The organism is Escherichia sp. E2661, from assembly GCF_004745185.1.
Taxonomy (GTDB): domain Bacteria; phylum Pseudomonadota; class Gammaproteobacteria; order Enterobacterales; family Enterobacteriaceae; genus Escherichia.
In genome coordinates this window covers 333,966-355,717 of sequence record NZ_PDIG01000035.1, presented here as the reverse complement: position 1 = coordinate 355,717, position 21,752 = coordinate 333,966, and the positions used below count along the sequence as shown (strand labels likewise).

At 43.3% G+C, this 21,752-nt stretch carries 15 protein-coding genes; 5 read left to right on the top strand and 10 right to left on the bottom strand.

Annotation, left to right across the window (positions count from 1 at the left end; genetic code table 11):
* Positions 1–50: 50 nt before the first annotated feature.
* Genes flhB through CRI63_RS18720 form a run of 3 tightly spaced genes read left to right on the top strand, consistent with a single transcriptional unit; the run spans position 51 to position 3,635 of the window.
* Complete coding sequence (gene flhB, locus CRI63_RS18730; RefSeq protein WP_130224514.1) at positions 51–1,199, top strand: flagellar biosynthesis protein FlhB; 1,149 nt, start codon at positions 51–53, stop codon at positions 1,197–1,199.
* Complete coding sequence (gene flhA / locus CRI63_RS18725) at positions 1,192–3,288, top strand: flagellar biosynthesis protein FlhA (RefSeq protein WP_130224512.1); 2,097 nt, start codon at positions 1,192–1,194, stop codon at positions 3,286–3,288. The genes flhB and flhA overlap by 8 nt, the downstream gene beginning before the upstream one ends.
* Complete coding sequence (locus tag CRI63_RS18720; RefSeq protein ID WP_135520393.1) at positions 3,288–3,635, top strand: flagellar protein FlhE; 348 nt, start codon at positions 3,288–3,290, stop codon at positions 3,633–3,635. The genes flhA and CRI63_RS18720 overlap by 1 nt, the downstream gene beginning before the upstream one ends.
* Positions 3,636–3,773: 138 nt before the next feature.
* On the opposite strand, the gene CRI63_RS18715 is transcribed toward CRI63_RS18720, so the two are convergent.
* Positions 3,774–4,397: a winged helix-turn-helix domain-containing protein gene (locus CRI63_RS18715; protein ID WP_135520391.1), complete on the bottom strand. Its 624-nt coding sequence runs from the start codon at positions 4,395–4,397 to the stop codon at positions 3,774–3,776.
* 386 nt (positions 4,398–4,783) lie between these two features.
* Entirely contained in the window at positions 4,784–6,142 is a 1,359-nt protein-coding gene (locus CRI63_RS18710; RefSeq protein WP_135520389.1) for a hypothetical protein, read from the bottom strand.
* 1,321 nt (positions 6,143–7,463) lie between these two features.
* Between CRI63_RS18710 and CRI63_RS18705 the strand changes: the two genes are divergently transcribed.
* Positions 7,464–9,752, top strand: a complete 2,289-nt coding sequence (locus CRI63_RS18705) for an inverse autotransporter beta domain-containing protein (RefSeq protein ID WP_135520387.1) — start codon at positions 7,464–7,466, stop codon at positions 9,750–9,752.
* Between the two features lie 87 nt (positions 9,753–9,839).
* Positions 9,840–10,541 (top strand): ZirU family protein, encoded by a 702-nt coding sequence (locus CRI63_RS18700; protein ID WP_135520385.1) that lies wholly within the window; start codon positions 9,840–9,842, stop codon positions 10,539–10,541.
* A gap of 332 nt (positions 10,542–10,873) precedes the next feature.
* On the opposite strand, the gene CRI63_RS18695 is transcribed toward CRI63_RS18700, so the two are convergent.
* The 8 genes from CRI63_RS18695 to CRI63_RS18660 form a co-directional block, all read right to left on the bottom strand.
* Positions 10,874–12,652 carry a hypothetical protein gene (locus CRI63_RS18695; RefSeq protein WP_135520383.1) on the bottom strand — a complete coding sequence of 593 codons (1,779 nt, stop codon included), beginning with the start codon at positions 12,650–12,652 and terminating at the stop codon, positions 10,874–10,876.
* 23 nt (positions 12,653–12,675) lie between these two features.
* Positions 12,676–15,135, bottom strand: a complete 2,460-nt coding sequence (locus CRI63_RS18690; protein ID WP_135520380.1) for a hypothetical protein — start codon at positions 15,133–15,135, stop codon at positions 12,676–12,678.
* A gap of 233 nt (positions 15,136–15,368) precedes the next feature.
* Positions 15,369–16,304, bottom strand: a complete 936-nt coding sequence (locus CRI63_RS18685) for a hypothetical protein (protein ID WP_135520377.1) — start codon at positions 16,302–16,304, stop codon at positions 15,369–15,371.
* Positions 16,305–16,308: 4 nt separating this feature from the next.
* Positions 16,309–18,912: a fimbria/pilus outer membrane usher protein gene (locus CRI63_RS18680; RefSeq protein ID WP_135520375.1), complete on the bottom strand. Its 2,604-nt coding sequence runs from the start codon at positions 18,910–18,912 to the stop codon at positions 16,309–16,311.
* 2 nt (positions 18,913–18,914) lie between these two features.
* On the bottom strand, positions 18,915–19,541 hold the full coding sequence (locus CRI63_RS18675; protein ID WP_130224492.1) for a hypothetical protein: 627 nt from the start codon (positions 19,539–19,541) through the stop codon (positions 18,915–18,917).
* A gap of 11 nt (positions 19,542–19,552) precedes the next feature.
* On the bottom strand, positions 19,553–20,281 hold the full coding sequence (locus CRI63_RS18670; RefSeq protein WP_130224490.1) for a fimbria/pilus periplasmic chaperone: 729 nt from the start codon (positions 20,279–20,281) through the stop codon (positions 19,553–19,555).
* Positions 20,282–20,293: 12 nt separating this feature from the next.
* A complete protein-coding gene (locus CRI63_RS18665; protein ID WP_135520373.1) occupies positions 20,294–21,028 on the bottom strand; it encodes a molecular chaperone in 735 nt (244 codons plus the stop codon).
* On the bottom strand, positions 21,009–21,704 hold the full coding sequence (locus tag CRI63_RS18660; RefSeq protein WP_135520371.1) for a molecular chaperone: 696 nt from the start codon (positions 21,702–21,704) through the stop codon (positions 21,009–21,011). Before CRI63_RS18660 ends, CRI63_RS18665 begins: the two co-directional genes overlap by 20 nt.
* Positions 21,705–21,752: the final 48 nt, after the last annotated feature.

The following is a 21,752-nucleotide window of genomic DNA, read 5'->3' as shown; positions in this document are numbered from 1 at the left end:
GATAACCAGGGCTTTAATGGCTATCAGAGGAAATAAATCCAGGCAGGCGTATGTCAGAAGAAAGCGATCAGGAAAAAACAGAAGAACCCACAGCTCACCGAAAAGAAGAAGCTCGGAAAAAAGGGCAGATTCCTCGTTCCAGAGAACTCACCTCCCTGCTGATTCTGTTAGCAGGCTGGTCGCTGATGACGGGTAGCGGAGAAAACCTTGCCCGCACGTTATTACAGTTATTGCATTCCGGGTTAACCCTCAACAGAAATCAAATTGAGGACCCGTTAAGCATGATTCACCAGCTTTACGACATGCTGGTCATGATGATTCAGGCATTGATGCCCTTTCTGCTTGGGCTGTTTGTCGTGGGGATTGCCTCGCCATTACTGATTGGTGGGCTTCACCTGGGCGGTGGCCTGAAAGTAGATTTAAAACGCTTAAATCCACTTTCAGGAATGAAACGGATGGTTTCAGGGCAAATGGTCGCTGAATTATTAAAAGGATGTCTGAAAGTTACTTTAGTAGGAACAGGCTGCACTTTGTATCTTATTAATAATAAAGAGCATTTCATCCAGTTAGTGAGTGCTCCACTGCCTGAAGCGATTGGCCGCGCGATGGACCTGATTCTGCACTGCCTGATGATGGTACTACTGTGCATTATCCCGATGGTTGGCTATGACATTTTTAACCAGATCTTCAGCAACCTGAAAAAGCTGCGTATGACCCGCCAGGAAATACGCGATGAATTTAAACAGCAGGAAGGCGATCCGCACATCAAGAACAGAATCAAGCAGATGCAGCGCGCTATCGCCAGAAACCGCATGATGTCCGATGTGCCTGAAGCTGATGTGATTGTCAATAACCCAACGCACTACTCCGTCGCCCTGTCATACAAAGAAAACAGTATGAGCGCACCCATCGTGCTGGCCAAAGGCGCAGGGGAAGTCGCACTGCGCATCAGAGAGCTGGGGAAAGAACATAAGATCCCGATGCTGGAAGCGCCACCGCTGGCGCGTGCGCTTTACCGACACAGCGAGATTGGCAGACCGATCCCAACAGAACTTTATAGCGCGGTGGCTGAAGTGCTCGCGTGGGTCTACAGCCTGCGTCGCTGGCGCCACACCGGCGAAACCAAACCCGTACCACCCCGGAACCTTCCTGTACCGGAAAAACTGGATTTTAACCACGAGATGAATACCGATGTCTGATATCGCCACTAAATTACGTTTACCACAGTTGAAAGATACCCAGTGGCGAATACTGGCCGGCCCGGTGCTGATCATGATGATCCTCGCCATGATGGTCCTGCCGCTCCCGGCGTTTCTTCTGGACACCCTGTTTACGTTCAATATCGTCCTTTCATTGATGATCCTGCTCGTATCCATGTTCACCAAAAACACGCTGGAGTTCTCGGCATTCCCGACGGTCCTCCTGTTTGCCACCCTGCTTCGACTGGCGCTGAACATTGCCTCGACGCGTATCATCCTGATGGAAGGCCACACCGGCGCTGCGGCGGCGGGTCGCGTCGTGGAAGCGTTTGGTCATTTTCTGGTAGGCGGTAACTTTGCTATCGGCATCGTGGTGTTTGCGATTCTGATCATCATTAACTTTATGGTTATCACCAAAGGTGCCGGACGTATTGCCGAAGTGGGCGCTCGCTTCGTTCTCGACGGGATGCCAGGTAAGCAGATGGCCATTGATGCAGACCTTAACGCCGGTCTGATCGGTGAAGCCGAAGCCAAGCGCCGTCGTAACGAAGTGACCCAGGAATCCGACTTTTACGGCTCAATGGACGGTGCCAGTAAGTTCGTGCGCGGCGATGCCATCGCGGGCCTGATGATTATGGCCATTAACATTATCGGCGGCCTCGCTATCGGTGTTCTGCAACACGGCATGGCGATCGGACAAGCCGGTGAAACGTATACCCTGTTAACCATTGGCGACGGTCTGGTTTCCCAGATCCCTGCCCTGATAATCTCCACCGCTGCCGGTGTTATTGTGACGCGCGTAGCGACCGAACAGGATGTCGGGGAGCAAATGGTGGGACAGTTGTTCCACAATCCTCAGGTGATGCTGCTGGCGGCGGGCGTAATCGGTCTGCTTGGCCTAATTCCTGGAATGCCTAATCTGGTATTTCTGCTCTTTACCGCTGCACTGCTGGGGTTAGCCTGGTGGTTACGCGGTCGTCAGGAGAATAACCAGTCGGCCAGCAAAGAAGATAAAACGCGTGACGAAATCCACGCTGAAGCCGCTCACGCCACAGCCGAAGCCTCCTGGGCAGACGTACAGATTGAGGACGTACTGGGACTGGAAGTGGGCTACCGTTTAATTCCGCTGGTTGATAGCGATCAAAACGGTCAGCTACTGACGCGTATCCGTGGCCTGCGTAAAAACTTTGCGCATGAAATGGGTTTTCTCCCGCCGTCGGTGCACATCTGTGACAACCTGAGTCTCGAACCTGGCAGTTATCGGATCCTGCTGAAAGGCGTGGAAATTGGTCATGGCACGATTCATCCTGAACGCTGGATGGCAATTAACCCAGGCTGCGCCGAAGGTGAGCTGGACGGTACGCCGTGTAAAGATCCGGCATTTGGTTTCCCGGCATGGTGGATTGATGAAGTGCAGCGTGAGCAAGCTCAGGTACAGGGTTATACCGTGGTTGACCCGGCCTCCGTGGTGGCAACGCATCTGAACCATCTGATTACCCAGCACACTGGCGAACTGTTTGGACGCAATGAAGCCCAACTGCTGCTCGATCGCCTTGAAAAAGATATGCCACGACTGGTAGATGGCTTGATTCCTGGCGTGATCTCTTTAACGCTGTTCCATAAAGTGCTGCAAAATCTCCTGGTGGAACAAGTTTCTATCCGTGATATGCGCACTATTATCGATACGATGGCTGAATTTGCGCCGACAATCACCGATCCTGATGATTTAACCGCTCAAATCCGTAGCCGCCTCGGTCGGGCAATTACCCAACATTGGTTCCGTAATAATAAAGATATCGACGTGATTGGCCTCGACAGTAACCTTGAGAAGATTCTCCTGCAGGCGATCCAGAATAACAGCATCATTGAACCGGGTATTGCCGACAACCTGATTCGCCAGACAGAACAGGCAATCCTTGAGCAAAACGCGCGTAATATTCCGCCGGTACTGCTTGTCGCGCCGCCGCTCAGAACCATGCTTTCCCGTTTTCTGCGCCGGATTTACCCACAGTTGGTGGTGTTGTCCACGCAGGAAATTGCACACGACAGAATTTTACATATGTCGACCTGTATCGGCGGACAAAAATAATGAAAGCCATTAAGACAGCACTTCTGTTGCTGACGCTCCATTCATCATTGTGCCTGGCTTCCGCAGGAAGCTGGAGCCAACAGAGCAGCGGCGGCACGCTGACGACTGGGGAAGAATTACTGGTTGGGCGTGTTCTTCACGCCCCCACCGCCGTACCGCGTAACGCACCAGTGAAATATATTGCGTGGAAAATAAACCTACTCACTCCAGCGCCGCAGGGACTGGAGATAAATTTATGCAGTACGACCTGGTGTCAGCCCCTGCCTGCTCTCGCCGGTCATTTAACACCTGCCCGCCATTTATCGGCGGGAGGCGTTTTTTCACTTTATTTACAACGTGCGCTATAAAGGGCAGTTAATACCGGCCATGACGGTGGTGAAAAACCAATTAACGATTGGCTACGGCTCACAATCATGAGAGTGAGGATGTAAATTTGCGTGGCAATAACCTACCGTCAAACACGTCGATGGGTATGCATAGTCAAATTATCCTCTCAGCGGAAAATCATTATTAAGCGCAGAGATTAACTCTTTCAGAAAATCACATTGGTTGCAGTTGCGTTTTGTTTTCGACGCTGCGTAATAGACCGCATCTGAAGCCGCAAATTCATAACCGGCTAATATGCGCTTTTCTTCCATTAACTGTACAGCGTGGCAGGATGTATGATATTCATTATGTTTAGTGGTATCTGATACTATGGTGTTAACGTCTATGACGAATCTGTATCCTTTGCCGTAAACAGTTTCAATAAAGATATTTTCTTTGTTCTGACCAAGAGCATTACGAATACGATAAATGCTTCGGGTCAGGGACTCGTCACTCACCGCAGAAGACCAGACATCATTAATAATTTTATGTTTACTGACTACACGTTTTGCATTCGCTAATAAAACCTTAAGCACGCCAGCTTCTTTAGGCGGCAGATAGACTTCCTCCGCTCCGCAACACAAAAAACCATCATCTGTAAAAGAGAAATCACCAAACTGAAAAGTGGCATGACGTTCTTGTGCATTAATCATATTCACCATAGCTCCCTTATGTGAATCATTGTAGAGATGGGTATCCCCACATTTAGTTCTGTTCTGCGCTTTCACAATCGGGTCGTTCATTCTTTGTCTGCCGATCCCTGAAAGTCGCCGCACCTCACTTGCATCACTGAACTTTATGACAGGATTATCCAATTTTGATGTGATATTATTTTAAATCACAAAATTAAGATGTAATTGATTGTTTTAAAACAATTATTTGTTTAATCGCGTACAAATACACATCTGTTCAAGAGGGGGTTTAGGGATTCGAAAAGATAAATTACGCTGCATTCTGGTTTCGTCGTAACAAGTGACATGAATGATAACGACTGAAATGCATGAGAAGAAAGACAAAGTTCTGAATCACGATTCAGTTTAATATTAACCGAAAAATATATTTCACACTTGCCGGTTTAATTGAAAGAAATGACCGCATGCGCGGTCACTCAAAAATAGAATAATAAATATTAGCGGCATAAAACATCAGTTGACGCAGACACACCACCTGCTCGTGTTGGTGGCAACTGTGCCCATTCCCCTTGAATTATTTCAACAAAGGAATACTTGCCGGAACCTCTTGGATAACCATAAGCACCGTCGAGCGTATTTTTCACATAAGAAACACCTGCCCAAAGCGCGCCTTCATGTAACCCCTGGTAACCCCAAGCGAGCGCAGCATTTCTTTGCAGGCCCTCGTGAGAACCTGCGGCTATTGCATCCGCTGAAGATTTACAAACGGATTCAATACCACCATATGATGATACGGGTACATTAGAAAACTTAATATAACTCATAAAATGAAATGATTGAGATGTTTGTACAATGTTCGTCTTTTTATCAGTAAATTTCATTGAACCTTCTATACCGACACCGGGTTTATTAGTAACCTGAATTTCCGTACTTGTTGCATCTAATTCTATTTTTTGTTTGCCTGCAGGGGTCACACCTTCAACTATCCAACGATTAGTATCCAGTTTTTTTCCATTTGTGCTTGCGAAACCCACGGTACTGTTAATCGGTAAAAAAGCGCCATATTGACTAATTCCAGACCAGTCTCTGGCTGTATTATTTACTTTATCGTACAGCTCGACTATCGGTGTAACCTTGACTTTTATCTGGGGTAAAACCTTAACATTATTCACGGTTATCACAGATTCTGCTTCTTTTTCCTCTGCAGCATCGACAACTGCATCCGGGTGCACAATAACGGTCGTTTGACCACTACTGTCCGTAGTCCCCGGGGTTGTTTTTGCAGAATAGCCTGGCTTAATATCAACTATCGCATTACTGACCGGTTCGCCGAGGCTATTGATCAACTTCACGCTGCATTCAATATCTGTATCGGCCAGCCCAACACAATCTGGCAATGATGACTTTGTACTGCTGATTACGCTGTAGGTATCAACAGACGCGGAGGCAACCGCATCGCCCTCAAAGGGAATAGTATTATTACTGTCTGTCCGCACAGTAACTTGCGCTCGCAGTACATGACCTTCACTTGGTGAAGAGGGTGTGTATTGGGTCGTGGTCTGTCCTGGAATATCCTTCCACTGCCCGGGAGTCGTTTCCACCTGCCACTGATACGTCGTTCCTGACAGTGAATTATCTTCAGTATCCCCATCGGGATCGCTGAATTTGGGATCCAGCGTTAATGTATCCCCCAGGGTAAGCACAGGTGTAGCCACGGGTTTATGTCCAGTAATCACCAGTGTTTGCGCTTGTACTGTCGCCGCATAAACGGGTATTGAGGTTGTCAGGGCAACCGCGGCAAGCACCGACAGTGCCAATATTTGCCGTGTATTAATAATCATCGATAATCTTTTCATTGCACTACATCAACGTAGAAAAGGTGTATGAACATTACTGTCCACATCTCTTGTAGCAGAGTAGTTTCGGATAATCCCAGGTGATTACTTAGCTTCTCTTGATACTTTACAAAGCCAGGTCAGGCACAAAATAAGTTATCGTATTGTACAACAGGTGAGAATAAAGCTAATGCTGCGATATGAGCACATAAAGAAATGCTACTCCCTGTTTAGAGATTATCAATAACAGCAAATTCGTTTAATTGCCCTGGCGTAAGAAAACATTCGTTTTACGACAGAAACAATAGAAGTTGAAGAATAAAAAATGGGATAATAACAAATCTAACAACCAGGATATTTATTAAGCCAATGAAAATTATGTTGATAAAACAACTCATTATAAAAAGGATATATCAGCATTCCTGGTTTGGTTGCCAGAAGAAAACATAAAACACAACCTATAAATATATTAACTTCAGACATAAAAGCTAAAAATGTACCACATGAAGCATTATCGCAATTATGTCTGTTCCATCACGAGAAAGCGTATGATATGCAAACCAGACATTTTGACGAACAAAATGTGATGTAGCTCTATTTCATAGCAGGACTTTTAAAATGAATATCTATGTCTGAAATTTCACCTATGTTTATTAAAATGTGCTTATCATCGTTACTCCTGATAGTCACTCTGGTCTGGACTCTCGTTTCGGCTCCGGCATGAAACGAGACGATTTGCTGAATCTCTTTCATCATATTCTCTAGTGCTTCATGATCGTTCATAGCATCACCTCACAGATTACTTAGGTTGTTTAATAAAACATCGGCCCAAAGCAGATTTAGATAAGCCAGAAAGTGCTGACATATCCAAAACGTGTTGGCGTTAATCCATAGGTTAGCTTTCCCTGTCGCACAGGATAAATGGTGATATAGCAGGTGATGTAATAGGATTTTAACCAAACATTCTGTTATCAGAGAATATTCGCTTTTTGGTCATCGTTATAAAAAAATCCTTGCGAGCATTATTTTTCTTCTCTCTAAAAAAGATAACACATCATATTATCTCTCCCTTCAACTGAATCTGCACGCGCATACTGATTTATAACTCCAGGATGAATCCTTAAGTTATACAACACCAAAAACACACCACTGTACTAATTACAACACTGACGCCACATTAACAAAAAGTTACATCAATGCAAGAATAACCCTCTGTTCATGGCATTTATTCAGAATTTAACTTAATGAGTTCCGCCTATAAAATAATAAATACATTTATTCTATTATCCATAATTACCAAACCTAAATTATTTATTAACTTAAAACTACTGACCTCGAGAATATGTACAACACCAGCAAAATTATGAACCCCAGTTTTGTTATTAAAAGTCTAACGGTCGTGCTCACCTCGATTTGCCAGGTCATGTTTCCGGCGATTGCCGGAGACGATATCGCTTCGCTCGCAGATCAAAAAAGCACGCCTTACGAGACACAACGAGACAGTTCTCGAGTGGATTCAGACGCTGAAAATAATGATGAAAAACAACAAGAAAATGCTGAACTAACTCAGTTAGCCGCTTTCGCTTCTCAGACTGGAGATTTGCTTTCTGGCCATACCAATAGCGACATGGCAAAAGCGATGGCCAAAGGCTTTGTGCTGGGTAAGGCAAATCAAAGCGCCGCTGAATGGCTGCAACATTACGGAACAGCACAAATAGAAATCAGCGCCGACGATAACTTATCGCTAAAAGACTCCTCTTTTATATTGCTTCATCCGTGGTACGACGTACCGAACAACCTGCTGTTTACTCAAAGCGGCGTCCACCGTGTGGACGGGCGAGGGATTGTGAACCAGGGCATTGGTTATCGCCACTTCAACCAGCAAACGATGTATGGCCTCAATACCTTTATCGATTACGATTTATCTGGTGATCATGCCCGGGCGGGGATTGGCGCCGAATACTGGCGTAATTTTGTTAAATTCTCTGCCAATGGCTACATCGGGCTAACCGGATGGAAAGCATCCCCGGATGTTGAAGATTATGAAGAACGTCCTGCTAATGGTTGGGATTTACGCCTGGAAGGATACCTTCCCGCTCTCCCGCAACTGGGGACCAGGCTAACGTATGAGCAGTATTTCGGTCGGGAAGTCGCGCTGTTTGGCAAAGAAAACCGGCAGAAAAACCCCCGGGCTTTGACTGTCGGCGTAAATTTCACACCATTTCCGTTGCTGACATTAAGCGCGGAACATCGCACTGGCGAGAGTGGGAAACATGACACTCAGCTAAAAGCGGATGTGAACTGGCGCATTGGCACCCCGCTTCGCCAGCAATTAAATACCGATGCGGTAGAAGGCATCCGTACTCTGAATGGCAGTCGCTATGATCTTGTCAATCGTAATAACGACATCGTTCTTGAGTATCGCAAACAGAACGTTATCAAATTACATCTCCCTGAACGAGTAACAGGAAAATCAAAACAGGTCATTCCATTATTACTTGAGGTGAAGGCGAAACATGGTTTGCAAGATGTTGAATGGGATGACGCCTCATTTTTAGCCGCGGGCGGTAAGTTAATCGGTCAGGGAGTTCGCTGGCAGATGGTGTTGCCGGAATGGAAAGATGACGCGATCAATGCATGGGGAATCTCCGCTATTGCGCATGATACCCGTGGTAATGCATCGCAACCCGCCGAAATGCAGGTTGTTCTTACGCCACCGATAATAAGTAAGAAATATTCCAGTCTTAGCATCGCCGTGGCGCATCTGCTGGCAGATACAAAAACACAAACCACTTTGACAATTGCTCTACTGGATAATGAGAAAAAACCGATAAGCGGCAAAGCAGAGCAGATAATTCTCAATGGTGCATTTACTCCAATCAACTCGCTGGTAGACGGTATGGCTTTGGCGAAAGGAACCGTCACATCAAAAACTCAGGCTCCGGTTTTGCCACAACTGGGAAAACTCAAAGAGTCTGGTAATGGCATTTACACAACAACGGTAACTGCCGGTGAAAACGCAGGAAAATTTACTATTACTGCAAGTCTGGAAGATACAACGCTGGCATCCGCTGACATCATTTTTACGGATACCTCAGCCACACTTGAGCAAAGTACGCTTACTGCTGACAAGTCAACGTTTTCTGTCGGAGGCACTGACAAGTCGACTCTGACCCTTACCTTGCAAAACAGAAGAGGCCAGCCAATTAGCAACGAAAAAGAACGCATAACATTCTTTATTGCTGACAGTACTGTAGATACATCGAAATATTCCTTCGATACCGTTCAGGAAAGCAGCCCTGGACATTACACCACAACATTTAGTGGTCTTTTGGAAAACCCGAAGTTACCTGTTGGGGTCAACATTAATGGCAAGGATACCGGCAAACGCCTGATCTTTAACCTTATAGCCGCTCCTGTCGCAACGGTTACTGGTGCGCCTGTAGTGGGAAATACGCTGACAATAACAATGCCTTGTAGCACAGGCTGCAATGCGTTGACTTACCAATGGCAGAGAGAAGATCCGGTGGGTAGTAATCATTATGTCGATATTCCAGGTGCCACGACGATGACATATGTTCCTTCCGCCGCAGATCAAAAACGAAAAGTACGGGTACAAATTAGCAAATGACCTACTGCTGAATCAGAAAGTCATTACCCCATATCTTTATTGGGTGTTTGTTATTAAATGATAAGACAAGAGAATATGAAACTAAGCTTGAAAAAAAAGACTGCCGCCAGCATTACAATGGGCTTTTTACTCAGTATGAGTGTTAATGCCGTCGCAGCAATAATCACCTCTTCCGCAACGGCGCCCATTACCGGTCATGAGCCAACGTTGACTGCAGGTGAGATTACTTTTGAAGATACAAATACGAACGGTATTCTTGACCATGGAGATGTCGTAAAAATCGATCCTGGTCATGACTTTGTATTTGCCGATGTTGATGGAGATAAACCCGATACAACGACTCCCCGAGTCTATAGCTGGAAGATTGGTTCTACTGAAGTGGCGGCGACCGAAACTTACACTATTCAGGACAAAGATTTAGGACAAACAATTACACTATTTGTTACTCCACAAACTGACAAAAATATTACTGAACCATTCCAGGGAAAACCTGTTCAGGCTTTAGTAAACGGAACCGCAGGTGGACTACAGATTTCTGGAAGCGACGATGTCATTAAAGTGGTAATTAGCGGTGGTACCGGTATTTCTGGCGCGCCAGTCGTTAATGACACTCTGACAGCAACACCAACATGTACAAAAGCGTGCGGCGTATTGAACTACCAGTGGCAGGTCGAGGACTCCGCAAATAGCGGTAAATATATTGATATAGCAGGGGCAACCAATAGTACCTGGAACGTAACTAAAGAGACTCAGAAACGAAAGGTTCAGGTGGTTGTATCCAATCCTTAATTCCCTTGTAAAGCCAGAAAACCACCATACCACTCGGTATTGGTGGTTTTCTGACAACCTTAGGCTATTTCCCTATGTAGGGTAAAATAATAATGAATAGACTGCCTTATGATTCATCAATCTGTTATTTTGCTACATTTATCGCTTGTACTGTACACGCTGAATTACCACATTTATCCCAGTGAGGGTGCACAACATAAGCACACCCTGCCAATGAAGATAATATGCCGCCAATGATTAATAATTTATATTTTGACATATTAATACCAAAACACCATTGCAATAAAATATAAATATGGGTACCAGCATTATTACTGGTATCCATTTTGGACTTACATTACTGTATCGATATAAAGAATTAGTGTAGAAGACACAGCTTCAATGTTCCCTTCAGTCTCATACCAGATAATTAATTTGCTACTGACTGTGCCTAAAGGATCACTGTTGCAATTACAAAGATCTTCATACATAACCTCGACCTGGAGGTAACCTAGCGTAACATCTGCTGGCGTAATTTCGTAGGAGTGAAGCAACCGACTGGGTAAATTTGAATAAATATAATTATCATCATCGTAATACGATAATTCAATTTTAGAATTAATAACATCTCCTGCAGTAAGGTTTCCAGCAACCGGAATACGATAGTACATATGTTCACCAGGCAGGCCATTCCCAATACGATGCTTATTAATGATCCCCCCTGATACCATTTCCGTGCCACTAACATCAATAAAGGATGGTGATTTTAACGTTCCTTTTTTCGGCGGCGTCACTGGAATTGCCTTCGTGACAATAAGTCTTTTACGTTCAGAGAGTCCTACGTTGCCACTACGTTCAGCAACAATATATGAAAGCCTGTTTTTTGCTTTATTTACGTTATCTTGAACGAGTAACGCTGTGGTATCGAACTCAAAGGGATAAACTGTTTTCTGCGGTTTTGAAGGAACCTCATAACGCCCCAAAAAGGTTCGTTTACCAATAACTTCTGTTCCCATAAGATCAACATAAGTTGGCTCATTAAACACAAGAATAGTATCGTTTATAAAACCGCCATAATCAGGTTCGGATTCCGCATCCTCCAGAGATTTGAAATGCAAATTCACTTTCTGTTGGTCTTCATCAAGAACATCACCATCAGTATTTTCAAAGTACATTGAATATCCCATATACTCTGGCGTAAGGCCTTCAATAAATAGTCCTTTAGAGTCAGAAGCATCAATATCCTGGGACCCTGAACTTACTGTCATCACCAGGAAACCGGCATCTTTAGCACAGGGATAAATACGGAACTTTGCCACGCCAGTTTTCGATGCAGAATCATTTTCAAGGTTAATGACAAAACCATCAAGTTTACTCGAAGCTAAATTACTAACATAATGATATTGCATGTCAGGATATGATTTAGCTACCCCCTGATTAGTATCAGACATCATAAAAAATACGTTTTCGAATACCGCCTGTGCCATACTTACAGGTCGCAGATACAGTTGGATATCCTGGTGTTTTTCATCGCCAGAATATTTCGTCAAATTACGTTTATACGTTACCGTACCTGTAATATAGGTAACACCAGACAGATTTGAATAACTATCATTAAGAGTTTCGGGGGCATTCAAATCAATAACCTGAGTGTTATCAAAAGAGATACTAATCTCATCATCGAGATCAGTATTTGACTCCAGTACATAATATTGGCAGTTACATGTTACTGGCGCACCTGCTCCCTGGGCTTGTACAGTAAATGTCAAGTCGATCGCGTTATCGCCCAGAGCAACCTTGTTAGTTACCTTGAACGAATACTTGTACATATAAGCTTTGCCACCATCAGTATCCGTAAATTCTCCCTGACCATGTAGGTCTGCAGAAATATTGTTGCTCACCACATCCAGTTTTGTTGCGTTAGGATCCAGGGCAGTTTCTCCAGTCTGGTATTTATAATAAAATTCCAGATAAACAGTCTGCCCTTGCACTATCCCTTTCTGGGAAGGGAAGCTGCATGTTAATGCTCCTGGAGTGAGGGCGTTAACATGAGAAGTCACCGGATGAACATCTCTGAGATATTGTTCAGATTTAAACTTCTCTACAGATTTAATTTTTCGCATATTTAACATGACATCACCTTTAACTTTATTAATTACATTGTTATATCAATGAATACTTCTCGCAGATAAGAGTATTCCTGCTTATTCTGGCAGAAGTATTCCATTCTCAGCGTGCTCTGATCCACGCCCTGCGGCGGCATATCACAGCCCGCCAGATCTTCTGCGGAAATAATATCCGTCAGATAGCCCAGGTTGATATCAGCCTCTGTCACTGTGTAGAGCTGATTTAATTTCAACAGCGGGTTACTGTTTTCCATTTCCTGCGTCTGTTTATTCCACGCGTGCAGATATGCCGTGGCCATTATCTGGTCGCCCGCCACCAGGTGTTTTTGCCCGCCGGATAACGGAATGCGATATTCCAGCCCCTGATAACCGATTTCATTACGCCCGAGCAGGACATCATCTTCATCAATCACCGCGCCGTCTTTACAAACAAATTCCGGCGCCCGGTATGTCCGCTTCACCCCTTCCGGTACGGCGGGCTGCTCCTGCGGAATTTCAAATTTGATTTCCTGCAGACGAAGGTAATTCACTCCCTTGTGCAGATAAGCGTTTTCAACAAGACAGGCGTGGATGTAATAGGTCTTTCCGGCCTCAAAGTTAGATTCGGTAAAATACAGGGCGATATCGGGCGCGCCACCATCGGCTTTAAGCGGGATCTGCGTTTTTCCCAGCAACATCAACGGGGTGTAGTGGTTCTTTTTCTGTATCTCTTTTCCGGCAAACAGATAGACTGCACCGCCCAGCAGATCGTGCGCCTTGACCGCCTCCCAGTTAGAAAGCAGCGGAAATGTCGCCAGGGCATAGCTGTCATCACCCGGACGGGCCTGAGGGTTCTGTCCTTCCGTCACGCTGACAGCTGGAACACTCGCGGTTTCCCAGGCACTGTTGATAAAAAAGTTCGCGGTGTTAATCATCGTCCCGACGCCATAAATCCCGGCGCTAAACGCGGTAAGCAGCGTGCGGTTTGCCCGGGGCTGCACGTTAATGACAGCGCTCCCCTGGTCGTCCAGCATGACGTAAAAATAATCACCACTGATTCTGTCCACCGCACAGGGGACAATTTCACTGAACGACTCGTCGCTGATGATGGCGTCTTCGGTAATGCGGGTCACGAGGGGATAAAAACAGGCCTGGGTGTTTCTCAGTCCCGGTACGGTCAGCCGCCAGGTCATGGTGGGACGTGAGGATAACGGTCGCGAACTGTCATTACTGTAATCAATTAACGCGGATGTATCAGCGGCAAAAGTGACGTCAACATCGATATCGGCATCCCAGGCCACATTCCAGTTCACCGTTTCAGAGGCTACCGGAACTCCGGTATTATTAAGGCAGCAGGAAACCGTCCACGACAGCCGGTCGCCTTTCTTCAGGCTGTCATCCACAGTCAGTAAGCAGCCGCCATATAAGGTATTCCCGTCCTTCCACCAGGAAATCTCAGGAGGATAAAAAGCCCCCCGGTTTAATTTAAATGGACATTCGGTTCCGGAAAAAACTTCACCGGCTTTCAGTGCATACTGGAAAGTGGCATAAACCGTCTGCCCCGGAAAGATATTGCTGTTGTTTTGCGGGATGATTATAATTTCGGATTGGGGTTGAGAATTAACTTCCCGACAACGTAACGGTGAAGATAAAAAACCAGATGTATTAGCTCCATAGGCCCAGACGGCTCGATTATTAATTTCACTCTCAGTAAATGGCATTTTGGCTCGATTATTTTTATCTACCGGAACCCCGACCAAATCTTTATCCTCATATATGTAATCGGCATCTTCACGAAAACCAAAATACACTTTTTTACTTAACTGTGGGTACTCAAGATCATAAACTGATGGAGAGTAAATTACTGTATCAGTAATATCTCTATAGTTACCTGTAGAATTATTCACCACTGGATAGTCATCCAGAGACGAAAGATTTAGTGGGTCAAAAGTATCATCAACATTTATTACAGCTCGAACATCAACATCATCAACTATAAAAATCAATTCAACTACTGCATAAGTATATGGCCCATCTGTATTACTTTTAGTTTGATTGTTCCCTTTTTTTATCAGACAAGGGAGCAAGCCAGCGAGATATTCACCATTACTGTCAATATTTACATTAGTCCAGACACCAACCTCAGGGTTACTTTTCTTTAAATCTCCAGAGTAGTCTATTACTGATTCAAAACCGTTATAATCAGAGACTGTATGAAATGTAATAGCATCTACGCGTAGCTTTATTTGTTTTCCAGAGACGGGATTACCATATTTGTCATTTATCTTAAGAAGATAATAAATATGATATTTTTCGATATCCCCCAGAACCTCCAGTTCAGCATTGTCGAAGTATACTCCTCCTCTATAAACACCTTTACGCATGCTTAATGTCACTGTTAGTCCATCATACGTAGTTTTTTTTTCATATACTGTTGAAGTCATATCAAAACCTTGAACCCTTTCTTCTCTGATAGATTCAACAAGATTAATAAAAATCAAAATAAACAAAAAACCATAAAACAGTTATAATTAACAGCAATAAGCATTACAGGCTATCGTTTAAATTAATTATCAAAAATATAATAAAAAAACACCCCATATAAACTGGTTAGAAATGGTACTTAAAAGGGGGAAGAGCCTTGATTGAAACAATGGATATATAATTATAGTATCAGCCGTGCATATGCATAATGCTATGAATTTAATCCTGAAGATATTGTCGATATAAAAATAACCAAATCTTAATAATAATATATATCCACATATGCTTTGGCAGTAATATCTCTGGGGTTCCCGCTGTTATCCCTGATTTTCCATCGCGTGATGTAGGTTTTTGTCTTCACTGTCTCCCCCTTATTAAACCACATAACATCACTCATAGTAAAACCGGTTTGCGGGTCATCGCCGGGATCAGCAACACAACCAAAATAAGAATGATATTCACCCAGTAACGAACAATCAGTAGAACAATTGAATTGACTAAATCGCACAGAATAGCCCAGTATAGTTCCCTTCGTACTGGTGGCTGCCCCAGAACAACTAACCCCAATATTAATGATCACCTGTTTCGACTCACTATTTGGTTTTATAATCCCCATATCAGTGGTGTCTGGAGGAGTAATAAGATAACAGAAAACAGAACCAGTCTCTGCTGGTACGGTCTTATAATTGATTACGACATAACTAGGCAATTCCCATACATCAGGCTGGTTTTTAAAATTACTGAATAATCCAGCAATGTATAACCCGGGGTATTTCATTAGGTCGGAATTATTAAAAGATATCTGACATAAAACTTGCCCTGCCCCCACATTAAACAAATACCCCGAAGAGTATAGAGCGCTTACATCCTGTTCTGCAGGGGGGGACGTAGTGTTAATCACTGTTCCCAATGGTGAAGATTGCAAATTCTGGGATCCATTACAGTTCACAGAAACAGCACCAGGAGCAGGAGCAGGACCAGACCACCCCAGAGTCAGGGCAAATATTCGATTATTTTGTGTGTGGTAACGACAGAGAACACCAAGTTCAGCAGGAGAAGTAGCACCTTGTGTATGACTTATACCAGTAATTTCGCATTGTGCCTGACTTCCATCAGAGACAGATTTTGCTAAGAATGATGATGCATAGGAACAAGAACAGACTATAAGGAACAGCAGAAGCATAAATCTGAACATAAGTTTACCTCGAGGAAAAAGGGTGTTGATGACAAGTCAGGGTTAATTCATCTAAATAACGCCCGGAATCATGCGGGAGATTGAAAGATGCACTGCACTGTTTATTTATTTCATTACCCCATATAACCTTTAAGTCTCCTTCATCAGTTAATCCTGATAAGTAAACTTCACCATTTTCGCCGACAATCCCCGCATTCCCTTTATTATGATCCGTCGCTAAACTTACCATCGCACCAAAAGGAACAACACCTCGCTGATAATGCAACGTTATAATGGCCTGCCTTCCGGTGCGTACAGGATATTCTGCAACAACAACAGCCCCTTTTGTCGGCACAACGCGTCTTCCGGTTTCCGTTAACATAACATGGCTATCCAGACCATCAGGATCGAGATTAATCGCGTTATAGCGATAATTAGTGAGTGACGGAACCACGGCATAACCTTGCCAATCGGTATTTTCGTGAGTATTTACGATATGAACCCCGGAAGCGCCGGGGGCGCGGATCAGAGCAATACTTTCCCCTAAAACAGGTGCAAGCGTCACTCCCCAGGAATGGATGACAACGCCGCCAGTAGCACTGGCGCTCGCTGTCTTCTGATGATGACTCCAGTCATAAGCAAATTGCGCATTACCCGTACTTCCGTCATATCCCATGTTTAACATTGTCATCGCGTCCTGACCTTGTGACGATGACTGTCCAAACTCATAATTCCAGTTGTCATTTAACATTCCGGAAAGGCTGGCCATTTGACTGAAATTCCCCCGAGGGTCGCGAATTGCCTGGTAACTGAGATCACCATAACGGGAATTTGAATTGGATGAGAAGGCATCAAGCGGTACTGAAAGGTTGAAAGAAACCTCACAATTCTTTTTCTGCCCTGGCATGGTGAGCTGATTTTTATTAACGGAAATGTTAATCGACATAGAAACTGCACTAACAGACAATCCATATCCAAAACTAAAACGGTTATCAGTTTCACTTGAATTCCAGTAATCCTCATGAATTGCGCTAAGATTCATACTTCCCCAATGACTAAAATTTTGTCGCAAAATGATTTGCTGCGAATTCCGCTGACGCCTTCTGTTTCTGTATAATTCGCCTGATACCTGACTCCCCGTTAAAGAGCTCATAACCGGTAAAGTCTGACTATCCATAAAGGATATATAACCACGCGACGCATAACGAAAATCATAGATATCAATAGTTGTACCCGTAGTAATAAGATTTTTTGAGTACTTAAGTCGCCATGCATTACCCGATATCGTAGAACTCTGAGGCTGGCTTGCATGCGACCAGGTATTATCAATCGATACAGCCCCCAACTCTCCCAGTGAAACGCCAGCACCTGCCGTCATGGCTATATATTTTCGAGAAAGCAAAAATCCTCCATAGCCAGTAGTGTTTGCAGGTAAACCATAAATAAGAGTTCCCTGGCCGAATGTAGGTTGAACATCCTTATGATAAGAGTTAAATATAGCCCTCCCTATCTCAACCTCATATTCAGCATGGCCATTTCGCTGCATGATGGGGAGTCCGGTGTAGGGCTGAACCCACTGCTGGGTATTACCATTCGCTTCCCTGACAATTACCGTCAACTCACCGCTATTCATTGTCTGTGGAATATCTGTTAAGCGGAAATCTCCAGCGGCAACGGATGTCTGATAGATGAGATTATGGTTCTGATAGATACTAACTTGCGCACGCGAGCTGGCAATACCAGAAATAACAGGCGCAAAACCACGTTGATTGTCAGGTTTCATGCCATCACTGGATTTCAACTTAAGACCTGTAAAATTAACACTGTCCAGTATGTCATTTTGTGTCCATGTTTCACCCAGAGTAAGTTCACTCTTTAGTTTTTTTAGATCTCTCGCAATATATCGGTTAGAGAATATCGGTGAATTTGCCTGTTGCGACCACGTAATGGAACTGCGTAACCGCCATGGCCCCCAATTTGCACCGCCTTGCGATGAAAGAAAAAGTGAACGCATTCTTGCATGTCTGTTGGAGAAATCAGCATCACTTTGCATACCACTGAACATATAATTAAACATCAGAGCTGGTATGCCGTCATCCCATTTGTCGACTGCAGGAAGCTGAGAAGATTCGGATGGTTTCATTACTATTTGTGGAATCTCAACATTAAGTTTTAGTTTCTGCTGTTCAAAACGAATCGTTGCGCCGGGAATAACACGTGACAAATCATCAACATATTCACCGTTTTTTAAAGCTGCAAGGGCATCATTACTATTAGTATTAACTCCCCAACGGCTAAGTTGTTCGCGGTTTAACTGTGCGGTTAGTTTTCCTCCGCGAGGAGATACTTTAAACTTAACCATTTCTGAGGATATCCATACAGTATTAACAATAACATCAACAAGATATGTTCCTTCAGCAAGTGATGATTCCTTTTCAAACTGACTAAGATCTATTTTTTCTATGCTTCCCTGCTGGTCGGTCATCAGAAGGTCAGGATCGAAATAATCTTCAGCGTGGCTCGATTTCTGGAAAAGAAAAGGCCCAACAATCATTAATATTAATGATAATCTAAGAAGGTTTATTTCGACTCTGAATAAGAGTAGATCAATAATTTTCTTATGATTCATGATTAGATGAAGAATAATGAGATATCTAATGCAGCGTGAAATTGACCATTTCCTGAATCACCATCAGGAGGAATGCAAATACCTGTGAATAGTTTTGCCTTACTATTATTCAATGAGTGGAGTTCACCAGAAGGTGCAGGCTTTACAGGCCAGGGAAGTAAATTTGCAGTAAGATTATTATAATCAATTACATTAGCCTGGCTGCAATGTGCAATGTTGGGTGTCGTTAATTGATCGGTAAAATTAAAAACAGCGGATAGCTTAACATTTTTCGAATCTGCTGCACGGAAAGTATAGTCGGTATCGGCCTCCTGCCCACTAAAACCAACCATCACATTCTTTCCCGCATCAATAAGGCCTGTGCAGTTATTCAAAGTTAGCTCGAGAATCTCAAGTGGATAAACATTATTAGGACCTATAGTAGTCAGTATTGATTTGTTTATCGACGTTTCAACCTCCGTTTTATCCAAAGAGATATCGCATGTTGTAGCTTCAACAATTGCATGAAAGTTTAAATATGCGTATTCCTGTAAAGGAGTAGATGCCAGAGTTGCCTGCTCAAAAACAGGGACAACAAACATCTGAATGCCACAAAAAATAAAGGAAAATTTTCTTATCAGAACATTCATACCATAACTCGCTAAAAATCCATTTGATATAAGTCAGATGGCATACCAGAGTCATTCCGAAAACGCCATGAAACCTGATGCACACCTGGTGAGCAATGTTGAACAGAAGTATTTATTTCCAATTTACCATAAGGTGGTACGGGTCTAATGAGTATTGACTTTTTGATCCTAAACTTATCAATAAATAGCTGCGCCACTTCCCTGTAATAACCTGAGCGATTGAAAATATTCAACTCACCATTATCGCAAGAAAAGTAAATGTTTTTTTCATTAATTGGATCAAGCATAGGGCGCCAGTAAACCCTGATGTTATAGGCAGTGACTAAATGTAATTTAGCTGAGTTGTACACTTTAATTTCAGAGGGTATTAACCTTAGCGTCAAATAGTATAAACTCTCTCTATTTGATGGTAAGAGCGTTGCGCGTGATGGCACGACAAGTAAAGACAAAAAAATATCATCACCGGCACGTAGTTCGTGAAGTGGAGGCGAAACTATAAAGGGTGTAACTTGATTATCATTAACTGCCATCCCCGTTTTAGGGTCGTAACTTTGAATTACTGCCTGTAATAAATAATGATCGGCAGTATTGTTAACCACCCTGAGAACAATTTTATTTAAATGCGAAGAGAAGACCAGTTTGGTTTTATTAATGAAAATACCCTGCGTACCCTCATCACACAGCCCTTTGTTTGTTATTACTATTATCAGAAACATAACTATCTGGCGCAAAAAGGGCATATATATCCTTCGTTATAATAAATTGCAAGTCATCATCCTGGTTTCACCGCCCTGATCGTTGATGATAGTCCATTTTATTTCATCCCCTGGCGATGTTATTACCTTATCGAGAATAATTTTACTAAAAGGGGTAATCATTCTCTGTTTACCCTCTAACGCTATTTCTGTTCCATTGACAAAAACTCTGCTAAGCGTCAGAAAGTAAGGACTGGTATTGCTGATCGTCAATGCATGTACATTTTTCGTAAATGATAATAATGAAACAGACTTCTCCCACGATACATCAAGTTCCGCAGGACGTGAAAGAAGCTTAATAATTAAACTCAGTGATACCGATAGCTGCTGTTTTACCTTGTTCAGTTCAAAAAATGTTTTATCAATCGCCGGTATACTCTTGAAAACAATATACTGTAATGTTTCTTGATTATGTTGTTCTATAGGTTGTCGACGAATTATCCGTACTGTTTGCGACTGACCTGATGGTAATTTGAAAATTGGCGGTAAAATGTAAAAATTTGCCGATGGCGTTAGTTTCTCTGCACTGCCAGAAGAATTAACAATTCTACTCTGCACAAGCCAGGTATATCTGCTGGTATTGCTAATCACAATCTCTGTGCTGTGCAATGTAGAGCTCATAATAACTCTGGTATGATCAATACTTAACCCATCAGCATGACTTGTCACAGGTAAACATAAGATAATTAACAAAAAGTAAAGGGCGCGCATATTAATGAATTTTTCGCTCATGCATTTCTGCCATACCAAGATCGTTGAGAGTCACCCATGACACCTGTCTGCTATTCGCTATTTTTGTGGAAGTTAACTCTATAGACTCAAAGGGGGAGATCATCCCCATATTTTTCAGACCAAGAGTCGCTATACTATTGTGATCAAAAAAGAGGTCATGAAGCGAAACGTAATACGGACTATTATTCATGATTTTGACGCCCGTAACAGTTCGGTTAAATACGATTTCTTTGGCTGCTTGATCAGCCCCCTCTTCCGTTAATCCAGCTGGGCGGTAAAACATCTTTATTTGTGAGGATAAGGAAAATATAATCCCAGCCTGCGTTTTCGTTGAGATTTCTACTTCTAATGGGTTTGATGCGACAATGCCTCGAGAAATAAAGTAGAATACTGACTCTTTATCACCAGGAAGTTTATCAGTTTCCTCTGTCGCAATAACCCTGATGGTTGCGCTATTTCTTGGAGAAATTTTTTCAATCCCAGGAAGAACCTTAAAATACTGCCCGTCTGGTTTGCCAGCACTCACTCTTGTAATATAACTCTGCATCAACCAGGTACTGTCAGTATTATTTCTCAAACTTACTGAAACTGACTTCTTTTCTGCTGGATAAATTATTCTTAGCGCATTAATCCCAATACCATCTGCCCATGCAGATGGCAGCAGGAACAAAAACAAAAATAAATACCTTTGCAAAAAATTAAGCACTATAGCCTCTTACCTCGT